Genomic DNA, 26,947 nt, shown 5'->3' with positions numbered 1-26,947 from the left:
TCCACGATCCTGAGGAAGTTTATCAGTTGCATAATTTTTTCTCAGTTGGTGCAATATTGGGATTGTGTTCTAAGTAAGAATGCAGGCGATCGCAACCTCGCTTTAATAAATCCTCCAGATTCAGATCCCAGACTAAAACACCGCCGGTTTCGCTGGCACTGATCAGTGTTTTGCCATCGCCACTGAGGGTGATATTGCGAACGGTATCAGTCTGTCCCAGTAAGGTTTTAATCAACGTACCCGTATCGGGATTCCAGAGTTTGATGGTTTGATCGGCACTACCCGACATTAAAGTATTGCCATCTGGACTGAATGCGAGACTGGTAACGCCATCTTGATGCCCAGTCAGAGTGTGAAGTAACGTACCATCGCTGACACGCCATAGGGTAATTGTGTTATCCCAACTGGCAACCGCTAATGTCTTACCATTGGGATGAAATGCGATCGCAGATATTCCTAACCCATGTCCCGATAAGGTTCTCACAAGCGATCCATCAAGCGATCGCCATAGCTTGACGGTATTGTCATAACTACCGGATGCAAGTAAATCACCGTCGGGACTGAAGACGACGGTACTAACACTATCTGTATGCCCCGTTAGCGTTGTCATCAGCGAGCCATCGCTGGGATGCCAAAGCTGCACCGTTTTGTCTTCACTGCCGGAAGCCAGCAGGTTTGCTGAGGGATTGAAGCTGAGACTGGTAATTTTTCCCTGATGTCCGGTGAGCGATCGCACCAGGGTTCCATTTACCGAATTCCAGAGATGGATCGTGCTATCGTCACTGCCCGATGCCAGAAGTTGACCATCGGGTCTGAAGCTGAGAGCAGCGATCGGCTGTGTTTGTGGGGGGAATGAACGGGTTTCAGTGGGGCGATCGATCGATCCGATCTGAATCGTGCCATCCCATCCAGCCGCCGCAAAGGTGGTGCGATCGGGACTGAATGCCGTGACCAACGCAGACATCGGCTGTGGGTGAATCTGTTGAATATCCCAGAGACGGACACTCTTATCGGCTCCAGCCGATATCACCATCTGTCCATCCGGACTGAATGCCGCATCCAATACGTCTGAACCCTGTCCGCGAATCATCTTGAGCAATGCCCCATCAGGCACCGACCACAGCCGCAATGTATCGTCGGCACTGGCGGAGACGAGATAACGCCCATCCCGACTGAATTGCACATGATTCACGCGATCGCTATGTCCCTCCAGAGATTGTACCGAACCATCGGCGATCGCCCACAATCGGATTACCCCATCTTCTCCCGCCGATGCCAGAAATTTACCATCAGGACTGAAGGTCACACTGCTGACCCGTCCTTGATGTCCGCTCAAGGTGCTTACAGCGTTACCATTGGCAACGGTCCATAGGCGTACGGTGCCATCTTCCGAAGCAGATGTCAGCAGTTGTCCATCAGGGCTGAAGCTGACCTGATTAACCCAGCCGGTATGACCTGTCAGAGTTCTGAGCACCGTACCATTAGCAGGATTCACGAGTTTAATGGTTTGATCTCGACTGGCGATCGCCAGTACTTTACCCTCTGCACTCCAGGCAACATCGGTGATCCAGGTGCCTTCCGCGATCGCTTGCAGCTTAGACTGATTCATTGCATCCCACAATTGCACCCCCTGATTGCTGGCGATCGCCAGAATCTTGCCATCCGAGCTGAAGGCAACGGCTGTCATGCGATTGGGCTGATCGTCTAGAGACGCAATCAGAGTGCCATCTGGTTGCCACAAGCGCACCGTACCATCATCACTGGCGGATGCGATCATCCCCCCATCAGCACGGATACTGACCCGATTTACTCGTTGGCTATGTCCTTCCAGGCGATTGCGTTCCTGTGTTTCTTCAACTGCTTGCTGCAACGTGGCGATCGTTTGAGTGCGAACATCAGACAGGGTTTCTGCCCCAATCCCCCAGCCCTTTAATCGGTGCAATAATTCGGCGGATTGCACACTCGTCGTCAAAGCTTCAAGCTGATGATTCGCTAAAAACTGCGCCTCAGACAATGCATTCAATGCACGAATTTCGTTGAGTTGTGCCTGCTGTCGTTGTAAATATGCTGCTCCCCCCAACATTGTCGTAACGATTCCCAGTCCGCTAATCAGGGCGATCGCCACTTGTGCCCGTCTCAGTCGTCGTTTTGTTTGATCTTGCTCCTGCGATCGCTGCTGAATACACGCTTCAATAAACTCCTGCACATCCTGCGAGAGTTCGTCTGTATAGTTGACATATAACTCTTCCGCTGCGTCCAATCGTACGCCTCGCAACAAGAAATCTGATTGTTTTCCACCTTGCTTCCACTGCTGCGCCGCTTGCTCAATCTGACGTTGCGATCGCAACCGTGCCCGATTCTCCTCCAACCACCAGCGCAACGTAGACCAATGCCGAATCAAGATCTCATGGGCAACCTCGACGGTTACGTGGTGGCTATTTGTTATTAGCTGTTGGCTATTAGCTGTTAGCTGTTGGCTATTAGCTATTAGCTGCTCCCCATCTCCCGTCCGGCTACGCTCACGGCAAAGCCCATCTCCCCGACTCCCCATCCCCTCACTTTCCCATCCCTCCTGCTCCTCTTCCACTCCCACAACTACCAACTTTGCTACAGTCAGGGCGTGTAATGTCTGTTCCACCAGTTCCCTAGAGTATTTAGGTACCACCAGATCGGATTTAAAGACACGGCGACGGGTGTCTTCCGTGCCTTCACCCAGTTGCGTCAGGGACAGGAAAATCCAGCGGGCACAGGCTTGGGCATCCGCATCCAGGCTATCGTAGACTGATTGAGCCTTCCGTTCTAATGCTCCACGCAAGCCGCCAATTTGCTGTTGGTAGACTTGCAAAGTCAGGCGTCCAGGCTGGCGTTGTTCCCAGACTTGTTGCAGAACGAATTCCAGTAAGGGCAAATCTCCAGCCCCTTGGCTCAGTTCATCCAGTAAGACTTCTACCAACTCTGATTCAACGGTTAATCCAACCCGCTCAGCCGGGTCAGTGATGATCTGGCGATAGTCATCATCATTGAGCGTTGGCGGCACCAGTAAGCTGGAGCGTTGCAAATGGTGTGCCAGTGAGGGTACTTCCAGGCAAGGTGCCACAAAATCTGTTCGCAATGTAATCACGACTTTGAAGCGATCGCCTGCATGTTCCACCGCTCCTAAGATTAAATCGAGAAAGCGCTGCCGATCCTCGTTTGCTGCCAGAGTAAACAGTTCTTCGAATTGGTCAACAATCAATACCAGCATCGGTTCTGGACGCGATCGCAACCAATAAACAAAGCTTTCAATCCCCTGATACAAAACACCTTCGATTTGCATCTGTTGCAGCGATCGCTCTCGCTCACTACCACTGTCTACTAATCGTTTTGCCAGGGCATCCAAAGGATGAGTGTCCGGTCGCAAGCTGCGCACCCACCACGATTCACTGCCTGGAACTTGTTTGCCAGCCCGCAATTGTGCCATCAAGCCAGCATGAACCACCGATGATTTACCACTACCAGACGCACCCACCACTGCTAGAAATGATTGCTGCATTACCGCACTGAGTAACCGTTGAATCAGGCGATCGCGTCCAAAAAAGAAGGGAGCATCATCTTCACCAAAGGCTTGCAACCCCATGTAGGGACAGAGTCCCAAATCAAAAATAGATGCGGTATTACTACCAATTGTCCCTGTTTTACTTGGCAATACTTCAATCACCCCCTGACTGCCCGACAACCAGACCTGGGCAATGATTCCAGATTCTGCCAGAATGCTTTGCAGTTGAGCAATCCAGCCCGCTGCGGATAAGCCCGTTTGCGTATCCGTTTGGGTCAAAGTATCAAGTAATGCTGTCGCAAATTGGTCGGGATTGTCGTGACTTGCTGCCGCTGCAATCAAGCATTGTCCGCGAGCAGGATCGATTTGTAAATCATCCACCCAATCGGCTAGATGCTCTGCTTCAGGACAATCCAAAATAATCAATTGTTGCGACAGGGGCGATCGCCGCAATTCCTGCCGCAACCAGGATCGACTGATCTGCACCTGATTCTTAAACGTCAGCAATGCCTCACCTGTTTCGGTTTGTTCGACCCGTCCCCGCAAATAGAGTAAAGCGGTCGTAGTTTCCGATGAAGAGTGGGAATGTTCCTTACCCGATTGCAAACAGGTTTGAATTGCGTCCCTGACCCCCGTCCACTCCTTCCCTGCTTTAGGAAAGTAGCTAACATCAAAGTAACCCAAATTTTGTAAAACTTTGCTCAGATCGAGACTGCTTTGACTACTGCCCAACCCGTCTACCACCAGTGCTTGCCGGGGATGGGAATCTTGTGCCTGACTGGGACGTAGCCCCAGAATCAATTCGCCCACCCCTTCTACAATCCGCTTGGGGGTTTGTAACGGATATTCAGGTTGCAGTTGCGTTTCGCCACGTCCGCGTTTTTGTTGATTGATCAGGCGCAACTGCTGATTGGTTTTATCAATATATTGTAGCGTTTGATAGTACACATATTTGTAAAGTGTGTCTGCTTCAATAATATTTTGGGCGTCCGCTGCTTCGCCCAACAATCCGCGCATCAAGTAGTACGTAAAGACGCCATGACCCAGTTCTGGAAACTCCCACGATTGTTGATTTTGATCGCACGATAGTAGAGCATAAAATCCCTTACTTTGCGCAGCTCGTTGGCGCAACAATTCCATTAATTGCGGCGTCGGATTTGCTAAGGGTTCCGTTTCCACCTCGCCTTTTGCCACGCGAAAACTCATGCCACCACTATGACAGGCATCTAGCCAAACCAATTGCTGATGGGCAGGACATTGACTCAGCAACGTTAACAATTCCTGCACACCCAACCCAGTGTCTAGCAAACGATCTTTATAAGTATCTGCCAAACACAAAACCGCTTGCTGCGTATCAGTGGTCAGCACCCCATGCCCTGAAAAATAAAACAACACCGTATCTTGAGGATGGGCGTGTGCCACGATTTGTTTCAGGCTGGTACGAACAGTGTCTAAGCGTGGAACCTGAGCAGGTAAGCATCTCAACTTTGCCAGCGTATCTATCGTTATGGCTCCCGTCGCTGCAACCTGGGCAGGCAAATGCCGCATTTGAGGGATCGCAGATGCATCAGACGGTATGCCAAAATCATGGTGCATCAACACCGACTTTTGCGGAAATGTTTGGGTCGCAATGGCGATCGCCTCCCCTAACCCCTGACAATCCAACGCCGAATAGGACAAAGTCGGAAACCGCGCATCATCATACTGATTCACCCCCACCAGCAACACCCAGAGTTTTGCCTCTCCCGTTTGTAGAGCGCGGGTCGAACGACTGGTACCAACACTGACTGGACACATATACTCTACCCGTTTGCAGATATCTATGGATACATCATGGATTGCAGGCGATCGGAAAAGTTAGCGAGATAGTATGGGTTAGATTTGCGTCGGATGGGTTAGCCCCAGCGTAACGCATCCAGCCCTTGGGGAATCGTGTGTTACAGTTGCACCTCCCTCGCACTAGAATGCTTCATAAAAAGTTAGAATTAGCCCACCTGCCACAGACGCGATCGCACTATTGAATCATAGGGTGATCCTTTGGGTTCTATGCACTTTGCCAGAGACTAATGGGATCTCAATCATGAGCTAACGGAAACACTTGCTACAATAAGCAGCAGATGGTGTGATGTGCTTACCTGAAATGCCTCCTACTGCTGCTCAACTGATGAGTTTGTATCGTATTGGCTATCAACTGACCTTTACGATGCTTCAGCCTATTCATTTAATGTGCCTTGATGCGCGCACCTGAAATGTATATGTTCTGGCTGGATATGACGAAGAGTTAGAGTTCTAAATTTTGCCTGACGGAGAGTTATCCGATGAGTCAGATTGATTATGGTGCCATGTCTGATGCTGAATTGAAGCAGTACTTTCTCAAACATCGTGGAGATCAAGCTGCTTTTCAAGCTTATTTAGATAGAGTTAATCAACGTCCCCGCAGGATTATTGCTAGTCTCGATGATCCTAATTTTGATGAAAAAGTACAAGCTGCAATTCGGCAAAAATTAGAAACAGCAAGACGTCGAAACAGCCAATAGGCTAATCCAAATACAGCAGAAAGCGATCGCCATCCATGAATCAGTCAAACGTACATTGATTGAACCTTCTCATTTGGCATTTACCCAAAAACTATTGCATACAAGCGATCGCACTATTGAAGGTTTTCTTTGAAGTTGATGGATAAGCAATGTCAATTGACACAGAGAATTTCAACCCATAGCTATTGCTCCGTGTCCCCGTGTCCCTCCCTCACCGCGTAATCTTCTCAAAAATTAGATATATTTCCTATAACTTTTTTCAGTGGATCTGAAGATTTACTGAAACTTTCCCATCGATCGGTTTGAGAAAAGCTATAGTGACAAAATATTTTCTGCCTAAGATCTCATTTCGGGTAGATAGACAGAAAAATTCTGTCTAAGATCCTAAATTGGGTAAATAGACAGAAAATCTTCCGCCTAAGATCCTCTATAAGGTAGTTAGATAGAATTTTTCCGCCTAATAACGAGTTATGCCGCTTCCACAGTCCTAGTCAAAGGAACAACTATGACCAAATTTCATATTTTTAATGTAACCACTTTTGGCGCGGTTGGGGATGGCAGTGTAAATGATAGTAGTTTTATTGATAAAGCTATCAAAGAACTTTCCGCAGCAGGGGGCGGAGTTCTCTATTTTCCAAAGGGGAAATACTTGACAACTACTAAGCACACAATCTCCAATGTTCCTTGCAGAATCAAAGGTGATGGAGTTGGACTGAGTGCAATCGAGTGGGATACCAGTGATGGTGGCTTCGAGTTCAAAGGAGGTGGATTTAATGGAAACTACATTAATAGTTTGCATGTTAGTGATCTTGCTTTTGTTACCAGAAAACGCTTAGGCGGAACAGCATTATTTATGAGTTGGGATGACGGAAATAAGTCGGTTATCCAACACTTTGTACTCGAAAATATTCAGATTAAGGGTGCTGGTTTGTATACGGGTAGTGATCACATATGGACTCGTGGAGTTCACTGTAGACACGCATACAATAGTGTTATGAGAAATGTACAAATCATTGGATCTAGCTTTGTAGTCAATTCGGGCGATGCTTTACAAACAGAAGCCCTATTTCTTGAAAAAGCTGCTAGTTCGGAGACAAGGTCTACGCAGTATCTAATTTCAGATTTCTATGTAAACTTTTATGGAACAGCGCTCCGCTTCGATAGTGTTGAAGGCATTTATATGGCTAATTTTGAACTTGTGCTCAATACTATAGGCATCCAAGGAAACAATGTTTACGTTGCTGCCTTTTCTAATGGACACATTGATTATCGTCGTAGTGGTTTCATTATTGAGAACTCCTCATCTGTTCGTGTGACGGACTGCGATCTTAAGCACGCCGCTCGTCGTCCAGATGGCTCTTCTGATAGTAATCCTATAAGGGTTGCTAATGATCAAGGAAATGCAATCAACTTTGTTGAAAGTCTTGACGTTACAGTCAGTGGTTGTAGCATCAAAGGTCCAGGTGATAGAGCCATACTTCCAGATGGAAAACCCTTTCATGCTAACGGTGTAATAATAGGGGATGTACCCCCTGAACCTCAACTTGAACACGCAATCATCACTGGTAACTCATTTAAATGGTTTCCTGACCAAGCCGTTTGGCTGAAAAAAAATACAAGGGAAAATAGAGTCACAAATAATACATTTGAGGCAATTCGTGCCAATAAAGTTTTAGATCAAGGTACAGGAAATATAGTAGATTAGCCTCTCAGCCAACCGTAAAGTAGAAACGCGACATAACAAACCTACTGCACTGGAACGGCATTTTTTTCTGGTTAGGATGCAGAGGTTATCTCTGTCCGGTGAGTGGGAACGTTAGCGCGATCGCTTGCCCTTGAGTAGAATGTATTAGCTGCATCCTATGCAAGAGACTGATAAGTGCCATCGCCGCCCCCATTAAGCTTGTCTATAATTGAGATAGTTAGCGTTGAGATAAATGTATGCCAGTCCTAACCCCTAAATCTTATGTGGAGTATCGAAACGATGCTTATTGGGTAGAGGGGACTCGGATTTCTCTGGACTCAATTGTCTACGCTTTTCGAAACGGTCTCTCACCCGAAAGTATTGTTCAGTCTTTTCCATTACTAACTCTTGAACAGGTTTATGGGGCGATCGCCTTTTACCTTGCTAATTGTCCTGAGATTGATGCTTACCTGGTAGCTGAGGAAGAGGCATTCGATTCTATGCCCCAACCTCTACAATCCATAGATCCTGATTTGTATGACAAACTTATGGCAGCTAAAGCCGCGAAGCAGTAAGTATAACCATGACTGTTCGTTATCAAGCTGATGCTGATTTGAATCAGGCGATCGTAACAGGTGTTTTACGACGCGAACCTACAGTTAGTTTTCAAACTGCTTTGGCTGCTGGGTTAGAAGGCGTTAAAGATTCAGGAGTCTTGGCGATCGCAGCGCAGCAGGGACGTGTTCTTGTCAGCCATGATCGCAAAACGATGCCATCGGAGTTTGCTGAGTTTATCATTAGCAATCAAAGTTCAGGAGTTATCATTGTTTCCAGAAGACTACCAATTGAGCTTATCATTGACGAATTATTGCTGATTTGGGCAGCATCTAGTTCAGAAGAATGGATAAATCGAATTGCTAAGCTACCCCTTTGACACAGTCTAAAAATACTCATGCATCTACTCGTTAAGGGTTATCTGTTTGGCGTCCAAGGATATCTGCGTCAGATGAGGGGCAACGTTAGACTTCTATCTTCTGAATCATAAAAGATTATGCAGTTTGCTTATATTGGAAATGTTCGTCAAACGCCTGCTAAGGGACTGACAGGGCTATGTCCTTGTTGTAGCAGTATAGTAATTGCTAAGTGCGGAGAATTTGTCACCCATCATTGGGCACATAAGAAAAACTCAGAGTGTGACCCATGGTGGGAAAATGAATCAGAATGGCATAAAACCTGGAAATCTTATTTTCCACCAGAGCTTCAAGAGTACCTCTTCAAAGACAGTATCACAGGAGAAAAACACATCGCTGATGTGTACTCTATTAAAAATGTAGTTATCGAACTACAAAGTTACCCCATCAAATCTGACGAAATTGAAGCCAGAGAATCTTTCTATCATAAACATGGCAGAATGATTTGGCTTATTAATGGTTTAGCAAATAAGTTGGACAAGGTATACTTTTTTAATTTAAGCATTACAGAGATAGACTCAAATGATCCGACAATAATGAACTTCAGGTGGTGTGGCAAAAGCAAATTATTTGAAAAGTGGTCAAAAGTACGCAGTCATGTTTACATTGACTTCGGAGATCCTTTCATATTACATCTAAGGCAATACGACTCGAAAACAAAAAATGGTCAAGTAAAATGCTATCTCAAAAAGGAGTTTGTTCACTTTTTTGGGGGACTCTGGACAGAACCAAAAGAAGAATGACATAGAAGTTTCATAACTTTTAATTTATCCACAACAAAGTGCGATCGCCACTTCTACTTTTTGAAGTGAATCAGAGAGTTGATTAAAATGAAGTAGTGCGATCGCCAACAAGATTTGCAAGTTTGTTATAGGGGCGATCGCCTAGATTAAAATGGAAGAGCAAGCTGAAATGAGGGCAAGCTCAATGAACGTTCGACAGCCTCGCTACAGCAAAGAAGAATTTTCTCGACGTGGCGATGAAATTTATGAGAGTCAGATCCGCTCTCAAGTTGAAGCAGGCAATCATGGCAAGATAGTGGCGATCGATCTTGAAACCGGAGATTTTGAAGTCGATGCGAGTGAAATAATTGCGTGCGATCGCCTTGAAGTTTGCCATCCAAACGCTCAAATTTGGATGGTTCGGATTGGTTCTCGGCATATTCGTCATTTTGGTGGACGCATTAGGAAACCAGGATGATCACGGGTGTGGTAAATGCGGAATTTGAACCCATTATTTCACTCTCAATCTGTCGATTAGATAGAACAGTTTTTATACAAGATGCGATCGCAAACACAGGATTCAACCGAACAACAGAGCAATTGCATACTGAGTTAAAATGTGGTTATTCTGTTATAGCTTCAGGGAAGTCGGTTTATGAGCCTTGTTCTGGAATGCGAAACACCACCTTTGCGAGAAGACGAAACTGGAGCGATTCGGGTTGGGAATTCCAGGGTTTTATTAGAGACTGTAATTCGATCGTTTCAGGATGGTGCATCCCCAGAATCTATTGTTCATCGATACACAACGCTATCGTTGTCTGACGTCTACAGCACAATTGCATACTATCTCAGACATCAAGATACTGTAGAAGCGTACTTAAACCAGAGAGAGCAGTTAGCTGAATCAGTCCGGCAACGTTTATCCAGTATTCAACCTGATTTAAGCCTAATCCGCACTCGCTTATTATCTCAACAGAGTCAACATTAAAGGTGATGTTGCGTTTATTAAGCGATGAGAACTTTAACGGTGACATTGTTCGAGGGCTGTTTTTGCGTCAGCCTAATCTTGATCTAATTCGAGTTCAAGATGTTGGTTTACGAGAAGTAGACGATTCTGCAATTTTAGCGTGGGCAGGAATGAATGAACGTATTCTTCTTACTCACGATCGCGCAACAATGCCAAATTTTGCTTATGACCGATTGGCGAGAAGAGAAGTCATGGCAGGGATTTTTGTTATCAATGATCGAATGCCAATTCGACAAGCAATTGATGAGTTATTGCTAATTAACGAAGGTAGTCAGCAAGCAGAATGGAAGGGAATAGTGTTGTACTTGCCTTTGTGAAAGTGCGTCGCCACTTCCACGTTTTGAAGTGAATCAGAGAGTTGATTGAAATGAAGTAGTGCGATCGCTGGCAAGATTTGAGAGTTGGATATACTCAGGCTATTTGAGTACCCCGGAACAGGTATTAAAAAATCCCGACTTTGGCATACTGTGGCTAAACTGCACAACACCATCATCGGGATTTGTTTTTTATTTTTAATGTCTAACTACCAAAGTGCAGGGACGGGACCTGGCGCTCTAGGCGAGGTTGATGAACCTGGAGGTAGGGGGAAGTAGTAGGGCTGTGCCGGAGGAATAGGGCTGGGTTCGTAGGGTGGCAATAGTTGTAACGAGGTATCGTAGGGGCTGGTCATATCTGGTGTGCGAATGTAGGGATCGCTTTCACCTTGCTGCTCCATCACGACGCGATAGAGGCGATTAACCGCACTGCCATCTTCCATAATTTCGTTTTCCGGAAAGGGGCCGGTGATCCAGGTCAGATTTCGAGGAGGTCGGCGGTTTTCATAGAAGGTTCTATCCCTGGTATAGAAAGCATCTAAGAATGCATCGTCGATCGGTTGCGCTTCCACTGTGCTCGGTGCTCTTCGATTGGCTTCTTGAGCGATCGCAGCATCGATTAACAGTGTGGAAGAAACGGCTAGCGCCAGTGCGCCAAGCAATGCTTTAGACCTCACGCCCATAGTTTTTGACCTCAAACTTTGCGAATATCCTAACTCATAATCCGAGACTTGGATCAAGATAGCAGAAATTCTTGATTAGACTCTTTATAGTAGTAGATCTGAGCCATAAAATTCAAAATTTTCCGCAGATTTTCCCCTCCCATCGATTGATTTTTAAGATACAGCACGGTCTCAGTTGACGAGGTACAAAAAACGGGGTGCAGGGGTGGAACCTCTGGCTGGGGGCAACGCTCTCACCTCGCCTCATCCTTCATGAATATGAAATACGCTGTAATCAAAGGCGATCGCAAAACGGTTTATCGGTTGCAATTCCAGATCGGTTCTTTTTAAAGGGTTATCAGTAGATGAACAGAAAGAATGACTGACCGGATTTTCAGGACGTGCGCACCAAAGGCGCGCACGTCCTGAAAAGAGATGATTGATTTTGTCTAGATATTTATTCCACCATTCATCGCACAATTCCATGGGCAATCAATTAGCAAAAACGCTGGAAAATCAAGGTATCCGCTTTGTTCGGATTCTGTGGTGCGACAATGCCAATGTCATTCGCGGCAAAGCATTTCATACGTACTTTCTGACCGAACATCAAGATCAAGGCATTGGCATTTCTGTCGCTCAGCAAGCCATTCCCGTTATGTATGACGCCGTCGCGGAGGGGAGTGGGTTAGGGCCGGTTGGTGAGGTGTGGTTGGCTCCCGACTGGTCTACGCTCAATGCATTGCCCTATGCGGCTAGCCATGCCCGTGTGATGGGCGATATCGTTACCCGCGACGGTGCGCCCTGGGCATTATGCCCCCGTGGATTTTTGCGGCGAATGATTGCCCAGGCAGACCAATTGGGGCTGACAATTAAGGCGGCGTTTGAAAATGAGTTTTATTTGCTGCGACCGGATAACCTGACCCCGGCGGATCAGACGGTCTTTGCGGCAACCTTGGGCATGGATTTGCACCATCCAGTCATCAATGATATTGCTGAAGCTCTGTTTCGGCAGGGTATTCCGGTTGAACGCTACTATCCTGAAGCGGGACCAGGGCAGCATGAACTCTCGATTCGTTATACGGATGCGTTGCAGGCAGCAGATTGGCAAATTGCTTTTCGTGAAACAGTGCGGGGAATCGCCTTGCAGCATGGGTTACGAGCCTCGTTTTTACCCAAACTCTTTGCCAATCACGCAGGAAGTGGGTGTCATTTGCATCTCAGTGTGTGGCAAGCGGATAACAATTTGATTCCCGATCACCAGGGTGGCTTGTCTGAAACGGCGCGTGCGTTTGTAGCTGGCATATTGCAGCATCTACCCAGCTTAATGGCGGTGACAACGCCCAGCAGCAATTCCTATCGACGCTTGCAGCCCCATTTTTGGAGTGGCGCGTTTCGATGCTGGGGGATGGATAATCGCGAAGCAGCAGTGCGGGTGCCCAGCAATCCGGGAACTCCCAGCCCAACCCATATTGAGCTAAAAACGGTGGATGCTTCGGCAAATCCCTATTTGGCGTTAGGAGCCGTGATGGCAGCCGGGTTAGAGGGCATTCAGCAAAGCCTGACGTTGGGCGATCCGGTGCTGACCGATCCGGGGCATTTATCGGCAGAGGAACGACAATCCAACGGCATTGACCGCTTACCAGAAAATTTGGCAGAGGCGATCGCCCATCTACGGCACGATACTTTATTATTGGATGCCCTGGGTTCTGAACTGGCACAGGCATTTTTAGCTGTTCGTACAGCGGAATGGGAGTTTTTTAAGGAACGAGGGCTAGATGATGAAGTCACTCTTTTGTTAGACCGTTATTGACAGACAATCCCTGTTGCCAGCGTCCTGCTGACAAACCCTTTAGGATCGTTTTTATGAGTCTGATTGCAACGCTCAATAGCATTCCTGTGGTCGATCACCACGCCCACAATCTGGTGCGCCCAGAGGTGATGGCACAAACTCCTTACACGGCAGCATTTACCGAAGGCTATGCGGATGGCATCGTCAACCATCACGCTCGCCACACGCTCTGTTTTCGTCGCAGTTTAAAGGAGATTGCTGCATTATTGGAATGTGAAGCAACTGAATCTGCCATTTTAACCAAACGAACTGAATTGGGCTTGGAAGCGTTAACTCAGACATGTTTCACCGCTGCCAATCTGGAAGCAATTTTGATGGATGATGGCTTTTTGCCCAATCAGATTTTGCCATTGGCTTGGCATCAACAATTTGTCCCCACTCACAAGCTACTGCGCTTGGAATGGTTGGCAGAGCAAATGATTGCTGAAGTCGGTCGATTTGATGTGTTTTTAGAATGGTTTCGCAGTGAATTAGATCCACCCCCGCAAGGGGTGATTGGCTTCAAAAGTATTGCGGCGTATCGCACTGGCTTAGACATTTACCCGGTTTCGTTGGACATTGCAACCGATTGTTTTTATGCCATTAAGGATGCTGCGGGCGATCGCCCGATTCGTCTATCTCATAAACCCTTGATTGATTTCTTAGTGCAAGAAGCATTGGCGATCGCCGCTCAATATCAGCTTCCTGTACAGTTTCATACAGGCTTTGGTGATCCGGATTTAGACTTGCGTTTAGCCAATCCCCTGCACTTGCGACCGTTGCTAGAAAATCCTCGCTATCAAGCCGCACCTATTGTTTTACTTCATGCATCTTATCCCTTTACCCGAGAAGCAGGCTATCTGGCAGCCGTCTATGCCAATGCCTATGTTGATTTTGGGTTAGCGATTCCGTTTCTCAGCAAAACTGGCATGAGACAAACCCTTGAGATGCTGTTAGAACTAAGCCCCACCAGCAAGCTACTCTATTCTTCGGATGCCCATCTGATTCCAGAGCTGTATTATCTGGCTGCCAAATGGGGACGGCAAGTCTTAGCTGAGGTGCTAGAAGCAGCGATCGCGTCTGGAGAATTGTCAGCTGTAGAAGCAGAGGCGATCGCCCAGCAAATTTTACGGCAAAATTGTGTCGATCTCTATCCTTTAGGATCGGGGATTTAATAAAACCGAATGTCACTGAAATAAGCAAAAACCAGCCTCTTAAATCCTCTAAATCTGGTGAACTTCCGATCCGGCTCCCCCAGATTTGGGGGTTGGGGGGCGGTTCGGATCGTTAAGTCAGTGCCATTCCGCTATAGTCAGTATGTCAAAATGTCACTAATGCCAAACAGGGCTGCCTTTTTTAGTTGGAAATCATAAAATGGTAGGGTCACGAAATTTTCGCCCCATCCCACTAAGGATCGTGGATTTAATCAAACCCGATTCTTTTTGAGAGAACGGCGGCTCCGCCGCCGTTCTCTCAAAAAGAATTACAGGTTAATGAATCTGTGATCCTAACCAAGTAATAGTATTCCACCGCATCCACCAGCTAAGGGTTTCAACAATTGACCGATGACTATTTCGGTCGATGGCGAATAACGAAGGACATTCAACTGAATCTAGAAACCCAGGTGCGATCGCCACTGAATATGAGTTATTGCCTCAGCCCCCGTTGTCCACAGCCTCAAAACCCCGATGATAGTCGTTTTTGCCAAGCTTGCGGAGCGCAGTTGTTGCTGCAAGGTCGCTATCGAGCCCTGAAACCGTTGAGTCCAGGTGGTTTTAGCAAGACTTTTCTAGCCATTGATGAAGGTACAGGTCGGCAGATCTGTGTGATCAAGCAGTTGTATTGTGCCAACCACAACCCGATTTTTCGGCAGAAAGTCGTTGAGCTGTTTGAACGGGAAGCCCGACGCCTCGAAGATTTGGGACCCCATTCGCAAATTCCAGACTTTTTTGCCCATTTTGAGGAAGGGGGTCAACATTACATTGTCCAGGAGTTTGTGGATGGACAAACCCTGGCAGAAGAATTGGCAAAAAAAGGAGCGTTTAGCGAAGTCCAGATCCGGCAACTGCTTAAGGATGTGCTGCCGATCATCCACTTTATTCATCACAATCAGGTGATTCATCGAGACATCAAGCCAGAAAATTTGATTCGTCGTCGCAGCGATGGCAAGTTAATGCTGATTGATTTTGGTGCCGCCAAAGCCATCACGGAGGCAACCCCCTTTCAACCCGGCACTAACATTGGCACAACGGGTTATGCTGCCCCAGAGCAACTGCGGGGACAAGCAGTATTTGCCAGTGATCTGTATAGCCTGGGGGTGACCTGTATCCATCTTCTGACCCAAATGGAACCGTTTGATTTATATGATGCTAATCAGGCTGCCTTTGTCTGGAAAGATTACCTGGTCAACAATCCTGTCAGCCCAGAGTTGAGTCACATTTTAGACCGATTGGTACGACTTACCGCCAGTGAACGGTATCCATCGGCAATCAGTGTCATGACAGCATTATCGGAGAAGGGGATTGTACGTCGGTCGCACAGTTCGATTCAAAATGCGATCGCTACCAAGCCAGCTTCTCCCTCGATACAATCATCTCAAGCACCCTCTCAAGCACCCTCTCAAGTATCATCTCAAGCACCCTCTCAATCATCTCCCGTACCATTACGGGCGATCGCGCCGGACATACACTATACCAATCTGCGTCTGGTGGCAATTTTGCAAAATGGGCAGGGTGCCGTCTGGTCAGTAGCCTTTAGCCCCAATGGTACGGCAGTAGCCAGTGGCAGCGGTGGCATTTCTAAATTAGGGTTTATTAGCGGCGATGATGATAGCACCGTCAAACTTTGGGATCTGGCACATTGGCACGTTGTTAAAACGCTGTCGTCCCATGGCGATCGCGTGCGGGCAGTGAGCTTCAGCCCCAACGGGCAACTGCTTGCCTCTGCCAGTGAAGATAAAACCATTCACCTCCATGACTTAACCACCGATCATGTAACCGTGCTGAAAGGGCATCCCGATCCCTTACATTTTCTTGCGTTCAGCCCGGATGGTAAAACGATTGCTGCCAGTAGTGGTGGCTATGATGCCTACCGCACTCAGGTTGAAGGCAAAGTGATGCTATGGAATGTTGCTACAGGTAAGATCGTTCAGTTTCTGTTGGCAGGTGCCATTGTTAATGTTCCGCTTGCCTTTAGCCCTGATGGCGGATTGTTAGCCTTGCCCGTCAGCCTGTGGGTGAGGGATAAACATTGTCCTGTGATCAAGTTGCTCCGGCTGAAGACGCAAAAAACTTATTACTTGCATCCTCCCCCGAGTTTACAAGCCAATTCAACCACCGCCCCTCATGTCTTTCATGCCTTAGCTTTTAGCCCGGATGGTAAATTCCTTGCCAGCAGCAGTTCGTTAGGGGTGCAAATCTGGGATGTAGAAAATCGAAAATTAGTGCGACAATTGCATCAAACCTCAGATCGGGCGCAGTATTCACGCCTTGTATTTAGTCCGGATGGCGAGATGCTGGCATGTGTTCGGGCTGGACGGTTATATCTTTGGGATATGAAACCCCCGCTCAAAACTTATTCTCCTCCCAGCATTGGCTTTTTATCGGTGGCAATTAGTCCCAATGGACGGGCGATCGCCGCAGGACGCAAAGATGGCACGATTCACCTCTGGCAATGTATTTGAGTGGTATCACACAACAACTGCTACTTTATTGGTAAATCGGTAAGTGAATGACAAATTCTGTGCCCTGGTTGGGGCGCGAGAAGCAATCGATCTTCCCGCCATGTTTTTCGGTAATGATTTGATAGCTAATCGACATCCCCATCCCCGTCCCTTTACCAATAGGTTTCGTGGTAAAGAACGGATTGAAGACGCGTTCTCGGACATCATCAGGGATACCTGGTCCATTATCTGCGATCGCAATTTTTACCCATTGATCAACCATAGACGTGCGAATCGTAATCGTTCCTGGATACGGATGATCAGACTCTTCCATCTGTTGCAGATTGAGTTCTTCTAACGCATCGATGGCGTTGGCGAGAACATTCATAAATACTTGATTCAGCTGCCCAGCATAACACTCAACCGGAGGAATGGATGCATAATCTTTGATGATTTGAATTTCAGGATGGCTGGGTGTTGCTTTAATTCGATGTTGCAAAATCAATAATGTACTATCGATCCCTTCATGAATATCTACTGCCTTAAATTCAGCTTCATCCAAACGCGAAAAGTTGCGCAGGGATAACACAATTTTCTGGATACGCTCCGTGCCTACATTCATCGAGCGTAATACTTTAATTAAATCTTCTTCGACAAACTCTAAATCAATCGCTTGTCGTTCTGCTTGAATCTCAGCTGGCGCATCGGGAAAGTATTGATGATACAGCTGAATCAGATGCATCATATCTTGGGTATATTGCGTCACATGGCTAAGATTGCCATGGATAAAGTTAATCGGGTTGTTGATTTCATGAGCTACCCCTGCCACCATTTGGCCCAACGCCGACATTTTTTCACTTTGCACCATTTGCGCCTGGGTGCGACTTAAATTGTCGAGGGCTTGTTGTAACTCAGTTGTCCGGGCGACGACCCGTTCTTCTAAATCTGCATTAGCTTGTTCTAGTGCTGTAAACGATGACCGCAATTGCCCTGCCATTTGATTGAATGATATCGATAGCTTGTTGAGTTCTCCAATCGATGACGGCGGCACTTCCTGGTCTAAATCTCCGGAGGCGATCGCTTGACTTGCTTTGCCTAAGTGTAAAATTGGTTCGGCAATCCAGCGGGATGTATAAAGCCCTAACAAGGTTGCGACAATCAAAGCAATCAGACACAATAAGATCGTTGTGCGAGTATTGGCTTCAATCTGGGCAATAAAGTCAGATTCGGGCACCGTGACAACCACCAACCAATCCAACCCATACTCGTCTGTCCAGGGCTTGATATAAACAAATTGGCGATCGCCATCAAACTGAAAATTAAATTGTTTAGCATCCTGAAGGGCATCAAACGAGCCAAATTGTTGCGTCACCTGCTTGGCTAATGCCTGGATCAAAGGCGATTCGCTGTTTGTTGCATTGATCCGCTGAACTTCATCATTTTCCAGCACCTCATACATAGGCTCATCTCCAGAATTGGCAACCAACATGCCATCCCGTTCCATAATAAAAATTTGGGCAGATTCGCTCACATCAATGTCTTGTAAAAATTCATTGATGGCAGACAACAGCAAATCTGTTTCAACGACTCCAATCAGTTGACCATCGGCATCATACATGGGAGCCCCGGCAATAATCGAGACATAGCCATCAAAGCCAGCTTCTATCGAAACAGGACCCCAGACGGGTCTTCCCGTTTCTACTGCTTTGAGATACCACGGTGCTGTCAGGATATCGTACTCCGTTTCGAAAACTTTTTCCTTGAGATTGCCCTGTGAATCTGTGGCATAGGTTAAGTCTTGTAAGCTTCCTGCCGGGTGCAGTGTCACAACAATATCGTGACCTTGGAGCCAACGCCCTGCTCCTGCCAGGGTTCTGTCGGTGAGGGAATAGCCAATAAAACTAAAATTCTCAAACGTCTTGATTTGATTCCAAAAATAGCGTCCAGCCGTCTCTACATCCCTGGGATCAAGTATCCCTTGTTGAATCGCATCCAGGTTCAGTTGATTAATTTGGTGAGGTAATGCTAAATAACTATCCAGATGCTGATCGACCCGCAAACTTACTTCTTCTTCTAGCTGTTTTGCCAAATCATTAATCGCCCGCTGTCCGTTTTTAAAGGACAAAAATCCGACCAACCCCACAGCCGTAAAAATTTGCAGCAGGAAAGGAACGACTAGAATGAGACGAAGCGGAATTTGACGGGTGGGTTTGTTCGTGCGATTAAGATTCATGGATACAAGTGGGGAGCCAACACTACGTCATTGTGGGTAAACCTTGGCTGGCAAGACATGCAGTTTTGAAACTATAGCTCTTTGGGGAAAAACGGTTTTCCAAACTAACGTTCTTGCTGAATCCTGAGAAGTGAGTAGCCATCATCTTTAATAGCGTCGAATTGTACACTATTTCTTGCATGCAGGAGAAGCCGTGCTGTTTTACTATTCCCTATTTTTCAGGGTAATCTAACGGATCACTTACGTATTCATCTGGATTCGTGAGTGATCCGTATGGTACGGTGCCCAATCTTTAGGGTCATTGTTGATCTGCCCTACGAAATTGGGTGGGGGTGCCGCGGCACCCCCACCCAATTTCGTAGCTGGATTAAGGATTGTAGATGATTAACCTGTAATGCTGTTTAAGCGAGCGACGACGGTGGCGCGTATGGATCGATCCCTGACCGCAATATACCGTAATCTGCTGATAACCGTTTGAGGCGAAATCTTAGGAGATTTCTGAAAAATGTTACCCCTTGTAAGAGCGAAGCGTTCGTTAAATCGTTTTTGGTCAATGGCAAAAATTATTGTCCGAATGCTTCGCCCCCTACGGCTTGCTGGGGTGACCGTTTCTAGAAATCGCCTTATTCTGGAAATCGGCTCTGGAACACTTGAATATAGTAGAGCCAACTAGAAAGAATACTCAGCTTACCCTGCGAAGGGAAAAAGATTCCGCCCGTCCAATTGTTACATCGTTTGTAATTGATATCATCCAACAGAATCTGGTGAGCTTTCGGCAAATTCCAAAACGGAATAAAGGGTATTAAATGATGAATCAGGTGGAAATTTTCGCAGTGAATACTGGTAAAAAATGCCTCATACCAGGGACTCAGGCGATTTCTAGACATATGTAAATCTAGATTGCTTTGAGTAACTAAGGGATAATGCTCACTGGCTTCAATAAACCATCCCAATACCTGAAATGTGGTGACGTAAGGAATCAACCAAAACCAGATTAAAGTTTGTCCATAACCAAAGCCGATGGTAATAGAAACCAGCAGACTTAGATAGACGAACAAAATAATTTTTTCCTGGTAGTTGTTCTTGGATGCAAATAATCGATGTTTCACCAGATACAACAGGTAGTGGGGTACTTTGAACAGACATAAGGGTTGAATGATATGTCTGATCAAAAACTCCCTTGCTGTTAAGGTTTGATCAAACAAACCTTGCTCATAGTAGAACTTTAGATCTGGATCTCGTTGGGGATCACCAAGATAAGAATGGTGCCCTATACAGTGCGATCGCTTGTAATCTGCCATCGGCTGGAAAATCAAATATCCAGATGCAAATGTTCCTAAAACATCATTCAAGATTTTGTTTTTTGCCAGGGTTCCATGAGCACTCTCATGCAACAAAGTAGCCAGGGCACGTTGTCGGGAGCCAATGCAAATTAGGGCAACAGGATAGAACAGCCATGTGATTTGGCTTGTGATCCAAACACAAGTCAGAATTACAGCATAATCTTCTATCAGAGCTAAGCAACCATGCCAATTATCCAATTGGCTCAATACTCGCAGTTGGTTTCTAATCTCTGAAGAAAACTTGTATTGTCTATATTCCTTTGTCTGAAAACTTCTACTGGGGTTGGGCTTTTCGGTAGATAGATTCATAACAGTAAATACGCTATTGATCTGTTCTCTCAGGAAGAATGCTTCAGCAGTTTTACTAGGTTTTCCTAAAAATTCTGCAAGGTTAGGGATGAAGACAAATTCTTCATTCAGTAAAAACTCTGATTGATCCGTATAATTTCTGATGACCTTAAAAAAGGTGAAAGTTTCTGTTGGATAAATGGCACTCGCACAACATAAAATTCTTCCAGCCATACCCTTAATCTTTATCGGATGGGTTAGCCGTCTCACTTAAATGACATAACAACAATACTTCGTGAAAATACTCAATTACATCTATCTATGATCACAATAAACTTACAATTCATACGGATATGAACTTAGATTTTTGGCTATCAGATAACGGCTTAATGAGTCAAACTCATCGCTATTTGAACCCACTTCAGGTGGGTAGGGTGAGCGATCGCAAAAAAAACAGGATAGGTATTTAGTAATACACTAAATATCCATCCTGAATTTCTGAGATAGAGAGTGGTTTTTGCAGCGTGATTTTTAGTAGCGTAGGTAACGCCCGCGCTACTAAAAATCATTATTTTTTAGGATGACTCTAAAGATCGTGGATTAAAAACGATCGAGTATGGAATCGTTTGAATGGGCGATCGCCGTTCGCCCGTACAATACAGCCTCGACGTTATTTAGTTTCCATTCCTGAGCTCTTGCGATAACGCCGTTGATAACCGTCGCAGTCCTTCCTGAAAATTTACGGTTGACGTGCCAAATCCCAGGCGGGCATGGCTAGGATGTTGAAAACACGTACCCGGAGCTAACAATACTCCCTGTTGTGCCATTAAGGTCCGACAAAATAGTTCGGTATTATCCACATTAAGAAATTTAGGAAAAACAGACACTCCTCCTTGGGGAGGAACCCATTGCACCTGAGTTGAATGGTGAGTCATCCACTCTGTCAGGAGTTCTAAGTTAGTTTTGGCTTGTTGAAACCGCAGGTTGAAAAAGTAGTCGGCTTGGGCAATGAATCGCTCGGCAATAAATTCCACCAAGGGTGATAGGCAAATGGTCGTGTAATCCCGTAGATGGACACACCGTTCTAACACATCGCTGGGAGCGAAGCACCAACCCACCCGTAACCCTGGTAAACCATAGGCTTTAGAAAGAGTGCCAAGAGAAACGGCTCGTTCGTAAAGAGAACGGGCATCGGGTAGGGGCGCATCGCCATAGGCGATCTCAGCAAAGACAGCATCCCAAATTAGGTAAGCGCCTGTCGCCGAAACGATATCGATGAGTTCAAGTTGTTGAGCGTGCGTCAGCGAAGCCCCTGTGGGGTTATTGGGAAAGTTCACGACCACCATACGAGTGTTGGCACTGACTAAAGACTTTAATGCGTCCAGATCCGGGACAAAGTGCTGTTCAAACCGCAGGTGCCAGCGTTTGACCTGACAGCCAATCGATTCAGCAATATGGACGAGTGCCGGATAACAAGGTTCGATCACCACTACTTCATCACCCGGTTGCAGTAAGGCGTGCATTAACAGATAGATCGCCTCGCTAGACCCGTTGGTTGCCATCACACTCGCCACATCTCCATTGCCCCAACGGTGAGCGATCGCCTCTCGTAAGCCCCAACCTCCCAGCGTTTGGCTATCATGGAAGACGATGTCATCCAGATCTGCCAGAGTAATGCCAAGCTGCGATCGCAATTGGGCTAAGGAAAAATCTTCTACGCCACTACTACTCATATCAATTTCAGCTGTGAAGTAGTGTTCACGCAGCCAATTTTCCAATAAAGCAGGTGCTATTTCAGTCATAAAGGGTATTCCATTTGCAAGTATGGTCAGCGATGGTCAGCCAGGTCAGCGATGAAGTGATCTACTTTTTGCTGAGAAAAGTGTTGCATCACCACAATATGAGCCAGTGTGCCTTCAGTTGCTAGTTGCCACTTGTCACAAATGGCTGGCGTGGGTTTGGTAAATACCACCGTGTTGGAAAAGGGATTGAGCATGGGGTTGTATCCTAATTGATCAAGGCGATCGCGCAAGTAGTGAGCATTGTTGATACAGCTTGCTACTTCTTCAGGAAAATGCTTACCTCGTGTTTGCAATGCATACCAGAGAAATAAGGGTGCCAACCCATTCCGCACACCTAAAATGGTGGTATCTGTACAGCCAATATATTCAACCGCTGCACCAATAGGATGAATCAGCGATCGCGGGGCTAACACAATGCCATGAGGAACGGGAGCACCCACAAACTTATTGCCACTAATGGCTAAACTTCCAATTGGCAGGTGTTGAAAACTAATGGTAGGTGCGCCTTCGATAAACGGCAGCAACAGCCCACCCAGGGCACCATCACAATGGAGATGAAAGCGCATATTCAGCTGCTGTAAGATCTCGACAACGTGTTCAACATTATCTACAGCGCCTTTCATCGTCGTTCCTAAATTGAGATTGACAATAGCACTGACCTCTTGTCGGGCTGAAAGCTCTTGTTTCAAATGCTCATAGTCAATTTCACCCGAAGGTTGTGTATCGATAATGACGTGGGGAATTTTGAATAGATAGGCAGCTTTGTGAATCGAGTAGTGACTGGCTTGAGACGAGTACAAAATACCGTCTGGATAACGCTCTCGACCCAATACCATGCCGTAAAAATTGCCTTCAGTTCCCCCACTGGTGACATATCCCCAATAGTCTTCTAGATCGTAAAGCTGAGCAAACCAGGCAATACAGTGTTGCTCAAATGCTTTCGAATGCAGATCCCAGTCTGTTTGTGCAAACGGATCACCGGCATTGATCAAACTATATTGAAAGAAATCTCGCAGTGATGCATAGTCATAATTCAAGTTGTCTGGATACCCTGCATAGAACTCTGAGCGTTGAGCAATCCACTGCTGAAATTGATTCAAAATCGTCTGGACGGGCGTTTCAGATTGTAGTTCAAACGTCCAATCGGTCTGTTGAGATGTACCTGACATAGCTCACACATGCTTAAGGATTGAGGATGAAATAATACCCAGTCTGATTACTCAAGTGCAAGGCGCTTGAGTAATCCATCATTCTTGTTTTGAAAGGCGCACTTTTCACAACCCATTTGAGATTGCTATATTATGCAGTTCATGGTAGATTAACGGGCGTTTGTTAACAATCGCTCTGCGATTTTGAGTCATGCCTAACCCTTCAAGTACCCGAATTGAAGCAACATTAGGCTCGTCAACATCTGCTACTATCTTCTCTAATTTAAGACTATCAAAAGCGTAACGCAGGACAGAAAATGTCGCTTCCTTGGCATAACCATGCCCCCACAGTTGAGGGCGCATGCCAAAAATGAGGCTGGGTGCTTCTTGTGGTACATGAAGTAGCCCTGAAAATCCGGCGATGCGATCGCTTTGATGCTCAGCAAAGAGCCAGATACCATAGCCATGATGCGTAAAACTAAGAAGGCTTGCTTCGATGAAGGCTCGGGCTTCTTCAATAGAAATTTGACGATCATCGAAAAGAAATTGTCTAATATCTGCCTCAACCCAGAGCGAGTGAAGAGCATCAAGATCACTGATTTGGCAAGGTGTCAGGCTTAATCGTTCAGTGTGAAGTGAATGCATCTGGTTGATGCCTCCTAATTGTTGCAGATACCCATCAAAGTGTATTTGATAGATAAGGGATTTCAACCCTTTTTTTCAGCAACAAACGTTAGACGGGAGATTCTGCTGAAGTTAAGGTTTGTTTTTATCGAGAACTCGTAGCCAGAAAAAACAAATGATGACCAGACCGATACAAAGCAAGGCACCAAAAACGGTCGATTCCAGTGCTTCACCATCAATCTGAGTATGGCTCAAAGCAATGGGCGTTGCCAATACCAGGCTAACCATACCCAATATCAGGGCGGGTTTGAGCCACGGTTTAGCCGATCGCTTGGCGAATGGCTGGGTTGATGTCTGGGATGGTGCTGATGGTGAGGATGGTGTTGAGGGTGAAGAAATGACAGGTGTGCGGGTTTGGGACTGAGTTGCCAGCGGTTTTGTCACCGGAGCCGGGGTCGCAATCGAAATGGCAGGGGTCGGCGTAGCAACGGGTGAAGCCGGAGATGGTGGGCGTTTGGCTGGGGTTGGCGGAAACAGCGATCGCCGTTTTAGGGCTTTTTCGGGTAGATAGGTTTTGAACTGTGCCAGTTGTTCTAACACACTATTACTGGTACTGGAAAGACGAATCCTGATCGTTTTTAGTACGTCAGATTTAGTGTACTTAAGGGTGATCGGAGTCGGTTGTTTGAGTCGCTTTTTTAACGTTTCTGTTGCCGTCTTGAAATTAGGCAAACCGTTCGCTTTACGTTTGAAGGATGGTTTCGTCACCATCGGAAAGATATCAACACCCAATGTTGCTTTGCGTTCGCACCAATAGCACTTACCGTAGGTCTGACTATAACAATGGGTTTTGACCTTCGAGCAAACAGTCAGTTCTGCGATCGCACTTCTCATCGCTTTGACCCATTCTTCGGGGGTTGGGCGCAATTCCGGTTGAGTATGTCCCTGGTTGAAGCAACGCAAGAAGCAGTCTTGAATAGCAGGATGAACCACCCCCAAGGGAATGGTCAACGGTCCCGATTGAATCAAACTATTGGCAGCATAGGGCCAAAATCCCTGACGCAATAATTCATTGGGTTCTGGAGAATCCCCGGCCCCTGTCCATTTGCCTTTGAAGGGATGGTCGCCAAACAACAGCAGAAAAATAATCACACCCAAACGAAACCGATCATGAATCGGCGTTTGTTCTAAGTGGGCTAAATCTTTTCCCAGCAATTCAACCGGGGTAAAGCCTTCTGACCCCACCGGACAATAAAACACTTCCTTGGTTTCAGGATGACGGACTTGAAAGGAATCCGTATCAATCACCGCAGGCAGGGCTTGATTGTTAACTAAAATGTTTTGCGGTTTGATATCTCCCAGCACATAGCCTGCTTGATGAATTGCCCAGACGATCGACGCAATGTTCATCGCCGTTGTATGCAAGTATAGCCAGTTGAATCCAGGCAGGACTTTTTGCCGACGTTGGGGATTGTAGACATCCAATAAGCCCACACTATTGGCGATCGCAGGCATCAAAAAGCCAACAAGTTTACCATTGCCATCTTTGAGCAGCGACTGGGGCCAGGCAAACGAGATGTGATGGATCTGGGCATTAGGGTCAATCGGTGGATGGGCGACCATGACATCGAGTTTGCGCATTCGGGCGGGCGATGGCGAATAGTAAACCTTTGCCAGATAGCCAGTTTGACTAGTCCGCCATACCTCTCCTTCGCCACTGCTGGCAATTTGTTGCGTTAATGTAATCGATTGACCTGTGCTGACGCAGGTGAGAACTTTCATGGCAAGAGACACAACAACAGGGTCTTATCATCATTGGTGCGATCGTTGAGGCGTTCCGATTCTAAAAACTGAATCAGATAGGCATCATCGTGTTCGGGTTGCGGTGTTTCCCACAGATACTCTTCCAGAGGCTTAAAAAATGGTGGAAAGGGTGTCCAGTCACTCAGCCGAATGGCAACTCTTTCGAGCGCATCCGTTGAAGCACAAATAAATTCTTGTGGTCCAGTTAGCAGGCGTACTTGCATTTCGTCTAGAGCAGTTTTTGAAGTGACGAAGGTGGTTTCATTCACAAATTCGCCTTTATCAGGTTTAAATAACAGTTGATAGTCCTGGTGTTTACAGCGAACGACCATAAACCCATCCCCAATTTGCATGGCAGCAACCCAGTTGGGAGTGGCAATAAAGGCAATTAACGTACACGCTAACTCATTGACCGGACATTGGTCGAGCTCGGCTTGTTTTTCTAACGCAGAAATAACCCGTGTCAACGTTTTAGTAAATAGTTTATTAACCAGATCGGGAGAGGGTAGATCGGGCAACGATAGCCAGGAACGCTGTCGTTGTTGCAACCATGCCTCGGTGCTAGCTAAAAACTTGAGGGCGATCGCCACTGCAATTTTAGCGCCCTGTTCAGAATACTGAGCGCTACCCGCTCCATCGGCAACTGCCCCTATGACGATGTCGTTTAGGGTTTGACTATTGCCATAGTCTTGACAGGGAAGCTGTTGTTGTTGATGACTGGTGCCAATGACCGAACGAGCGATCGCTTTCCAGGCCACAAAATCT

22 protein-coding genes are annotated in these 26,947 nt (G+C 46.5%); 12 read left to right on the top strand and 10 right to left on the bottom strand.

The features are described from left to right. Window positions 1-22: 22 nt before the first annotated feature. Window positions 23-5,332 (bottom strand): nSTAND1 domain-containing NTPase, encoded by a 5,310-nt coding sequence (locus ACR6Z4_RS16705; RefSeq protein WP_479718432.1) that lies wholly within the window; start codon window positions 5,330-5,332, stop codon window positions 23-25. 328 nt (window positions 5,333-5,660) lie between these two features. Between ACR6Z4_RS16705 and ACR6Z4_RS16700 the strand changes: the two genes are divergently transcribed. The 9 genes from ACR6Z4_RS16700 to ACR6Z4_RS16660 all read left to right on the top strand — a co-directional run bounded on the left by ACR6Z4_RS16700 (window position 5,661) and on the right by ACR6Z4_RS16660 (window position 10,793). Further along, entirely contained in the window at window positions 5,661-5,783 is a 123-nt protein-coding gene (locus ACR6Z4_RS16700; RefSeq protein ID WP_479718431.1) for a DUF6888 family protein, read from the top strand. Window positions 5,784-5,853: 70 nt separating this feature from the next. Further along, window positions 5,854-6,072, top strand: a complete 219-nt coding sequence (locus ACR6Z4_RS16695; protein WP_479718430.1) for a DUF6887 family protein — start codon at window positions 5,854-5,856, stop codon at window positions 6,070-6,072. Between the two features lie 505 nt (window positions 6,073-6,577). Beyond that, complete coding sequence (locus ACR6Z4_RS16690; protein WP_479718429.1) at window positions 6,578-7,777, top strand: glycosyl hydrolase family 28-related protein; 1,200 nt, start codon at window positions 6,578-6,580, stop codon at window positions 7,775-7,777. Between the two features lie 236 nt (window positions 7,778-8,013). After that, entirely contained in the window at window positions 8,014-8,331 is a 318-nt protein-coding gene (locus tag ACR6Z4_RS16685) for a DUF433 domain-containing protein (RefSeq protein ID WP_479718428.1), read from the top strand. An 8-nt stretch (window positions 8,332-8,339) separates the two neighbouring features. Further along, entirely contained in the window at window positions 8,340-8,690 is a 351-nt protein-coding gene (locus ACR6Z4_RS16680) for a DUF5615 family PIN-like protein (RefSeq protein ID WP_479718427.1), read from the top strand. Window positions 8,691-8,807: 117 nt separating this feature from the next. Beyond that, window positions 8,808-9,470 carry a competence protein CoiA gene (locus tag ACR6Z4_RS16675; RefSeq protein WP_479718426.1) on the top strand — a complete coding sequence of 221 codons (663 nt, stop codon included), beginning with the start codon at window positions 8,808-8,810 and terminating at the stop codon, window positions 9,468-9,470. Between the two features lie 184 nt (window positions 9,471-9,654). After that, window positions 9,655-9,927 carry a hypothetical protein gene (locus ACR6Z4_RS16670; RefSeq protein WP_479718425.1) on the top strand — a complete coding sequence of 91 codons (273 nt, stop codon included), beginning with the start codon at window positions 9,655-9,657 and terminating at the stop codon, window positions 9,925-9,927. Between the two features lie 177 nt (window positions 9,928-10,104). Continuing rightward, window positions 10,105-10,437, top strand: coding sequence for a DUF433 domain-containing protein (locus tag ACR6Z4_RS16665; RefSeq protein WP_479718424.1), 333 nt, complete (start codon window positions 10,105-10,107; stop codon window positions 10,435-10,437). 5 nt (window positions 10,438-10,442) lie between these two features. Continuing rightward, window positions 10,443-10,793: a DUF5615 family PIN-like protein gene (locus tag ACR6Z4_RS16660; protein ID WP_479718423.1), complete on the top strand. Its 351-nt coding sequence runs from the start codon at window positions 10,443-10,445 to the stop codon at window positions 10,791-10,793. 206 nt (window positions 10,794-10,999) lie between these two features. Here the strand turns inward: ACR6Z4_RS16660 and ACR6Z4_RS16655 are convergent, their stop codons facing one another. After that, on the bottom strand, window positions 11,000-11,473 hold the full coding sequence (locus tag ACR6Z4_RS16655; RefSeq protein WP_479718422.1) for a hypothetical protein: 474 nt from the start codon (window positions 11,471-11,473) through the stop codon (window positions 11,000-11,002). 243 nt (window positions 11,474-11,716) lie between these two features. Next, window positions 11,717-11,938 carry a hypothetical protein gene (locus tag ACR6Z4_RS16650; RefSeq protein ID WP_479718421.1) on the bottom strand — a complete coding sequence of 74 codons (222 nt, stop codon included), beginning with the start codon at window positions 11,936-11,938 and terminating at the stop codon, window positions 11,717-11,719. Between ACR6Z4_RS16650 and ACR6Z4_RS16645 the strand changes: the two genes are divergently transcribed. The 3 genes from ACR6Z4_RS16645 (at window position 11,937) to ACR6Z4_RS16635 (ending at window position 16,962) form a co-directional block, all read left to right on the top strand. Then, entirely contained in the window at window positions 11,937-13,262 is a 1,326-nt protein-coding gene (locus ACR6Z4_RS16645; RefSeq protein ID WP_479718420.1) for a glutamine synthetase family protein, read from the top strand. The two genes, ACR6Z4_RS16650 and ACR6Z4_RS16645, sit on opposite strands and share 2 nt — an antisense overlap. Before the next feature lie 53 nt (window positions 13,263-13,315). Continuing rightward, a complete protein-coding gene (locus tag ACR6Z4_RS16640; protein ID WP_479718419.1) occupies window positions 13,316-14,455 on the top strand; it encodes an amidohydrolase family protein in 1,140 nt (379 codons plus the stop codon). A gap of 383 nt (window positions 14,456-14,838) precedes the next feature. Then, window positions 14,839-16,962 carry a protein kinase domain-containing protein gene (locus ACR6Z4_RS16635; RefSeq protein WP_479718418.1) on the top strand — a complete coding sequence of 708 codons (2,124 nt, stop codon included), beginning with the start codon at window positions 14,839-14,841 and terminating at the stop codon, window positions 16,960-16,962. A gap of 25 nt (window positions 16,963-16,987) precedes the next feature. Here the strand turns inward: ACR6Z4_RS16635 and ACR6Z4_RS16630 are convergent, their stop codons facing one another. From ACR6Z4_RS16630 to ACR6Z4_RS16600, 7 genes are all read right to left on the bottom strand, one after another. Continuing rightward, a complete protein-coding gene (locus ACR6Z4_RS16630; protein WP_479718417.1) occupies window positions 16,988-19,174 on the bottom strand; it encodes an ATP-binding protein in 2,187 nt (728 codons plus the stop codon). 623 nt (window positions 19,175-19,797) lie between these two features. After that, window positions 19,798-21,039, bottom strand: coding sequence for a guanitoxin biosynthesis L-arginine gamma (S) hydroxylase (gntB, locus tag ACR6Z4_RS16625; protein ID WP_479718416.1), 1,242 nt, complete (start codon window positions 21,037-21,039; stop codon window positions 19,798-19,800). Window positions 21,040-21,479: 440 nt separating this feature from the next. Beyond that, window positions 21,480-22,607 (bottom strand): capreomycidine synthase, encoded by a 1,128-nt coding sequence (vioD, locus tag ACR6Z4_RS16620; protein ID WP_479718415.1) that lies wholly within the window; start codon window positions 22,605-22,607, stop codon window positions 21,480-21,482. 26 nt (window positions 22,608-22,633) lie between these two features. After that, on the bottom strand, window positions 22,634-23,776 hold the full coding sequence (locus tag ACR6Z4_RS16615; RefSeq protein ID WP_479718414.1) for a histidine decarboxylase: 1,143 nt from the start codon (window positions 23,774-23,776) through the stop codon (window positions 22,634-22,636). A gap of 105 nt (window positions 23,777-23,881) precedes the next feature. After that, complete coding sequence (locus ACR6Z4_RS16610) at window positions 23,882-24,400, bottom strand: GNAT family N-acetyltransferase (RefSeq protein ID WP_479718458.1); 519 nt, start codon at window positions 24,398-24,400, stop codon at window positions 23,882-23,884. A 111-nt stretch (window positions 24,401-24,511) separates the two neighbouring features. Beyond that, the gene (locus tag ACR6Z4_RS16605) at window positions 24,512-26,161 is read right to left on the bottom strand and encodes a protein kinase domain-containing protein (protein ID WP_479718413.1); all 1,650 of its coding nucleotides are present in this window, start codon (window positions 26,159-26,161) and stop codon (window positions 24,512-24,514) included. Beyond that, window positions 26,158-26,940 (bottom strand): PP2C family serine/threonine-protein phosphatase, encoded by a 783-nt coding sequence (locus tag ACR6Z4_RS16600; protein WP_479718412.1) that lies wholly within the window; start codon window positions 26,938-26,940, stop codon window positions 26,158-26,160. Before ACR6Z4_RS16600 ends, ACR6Z4_RS16605 begins: the two co-directional genes overlap by 4 nt. Window positions 26,941-26,947: the final 7 nt, after the last annotated feature.

The sequence above is a fragment of the Calyptranema fuscum S582 genome (assembly GCF_055793305.1).
Note: the sequence above shows the minus strand (reverse complement) of the source record. Positions and strands in the feature narration are given on the sequence as shown.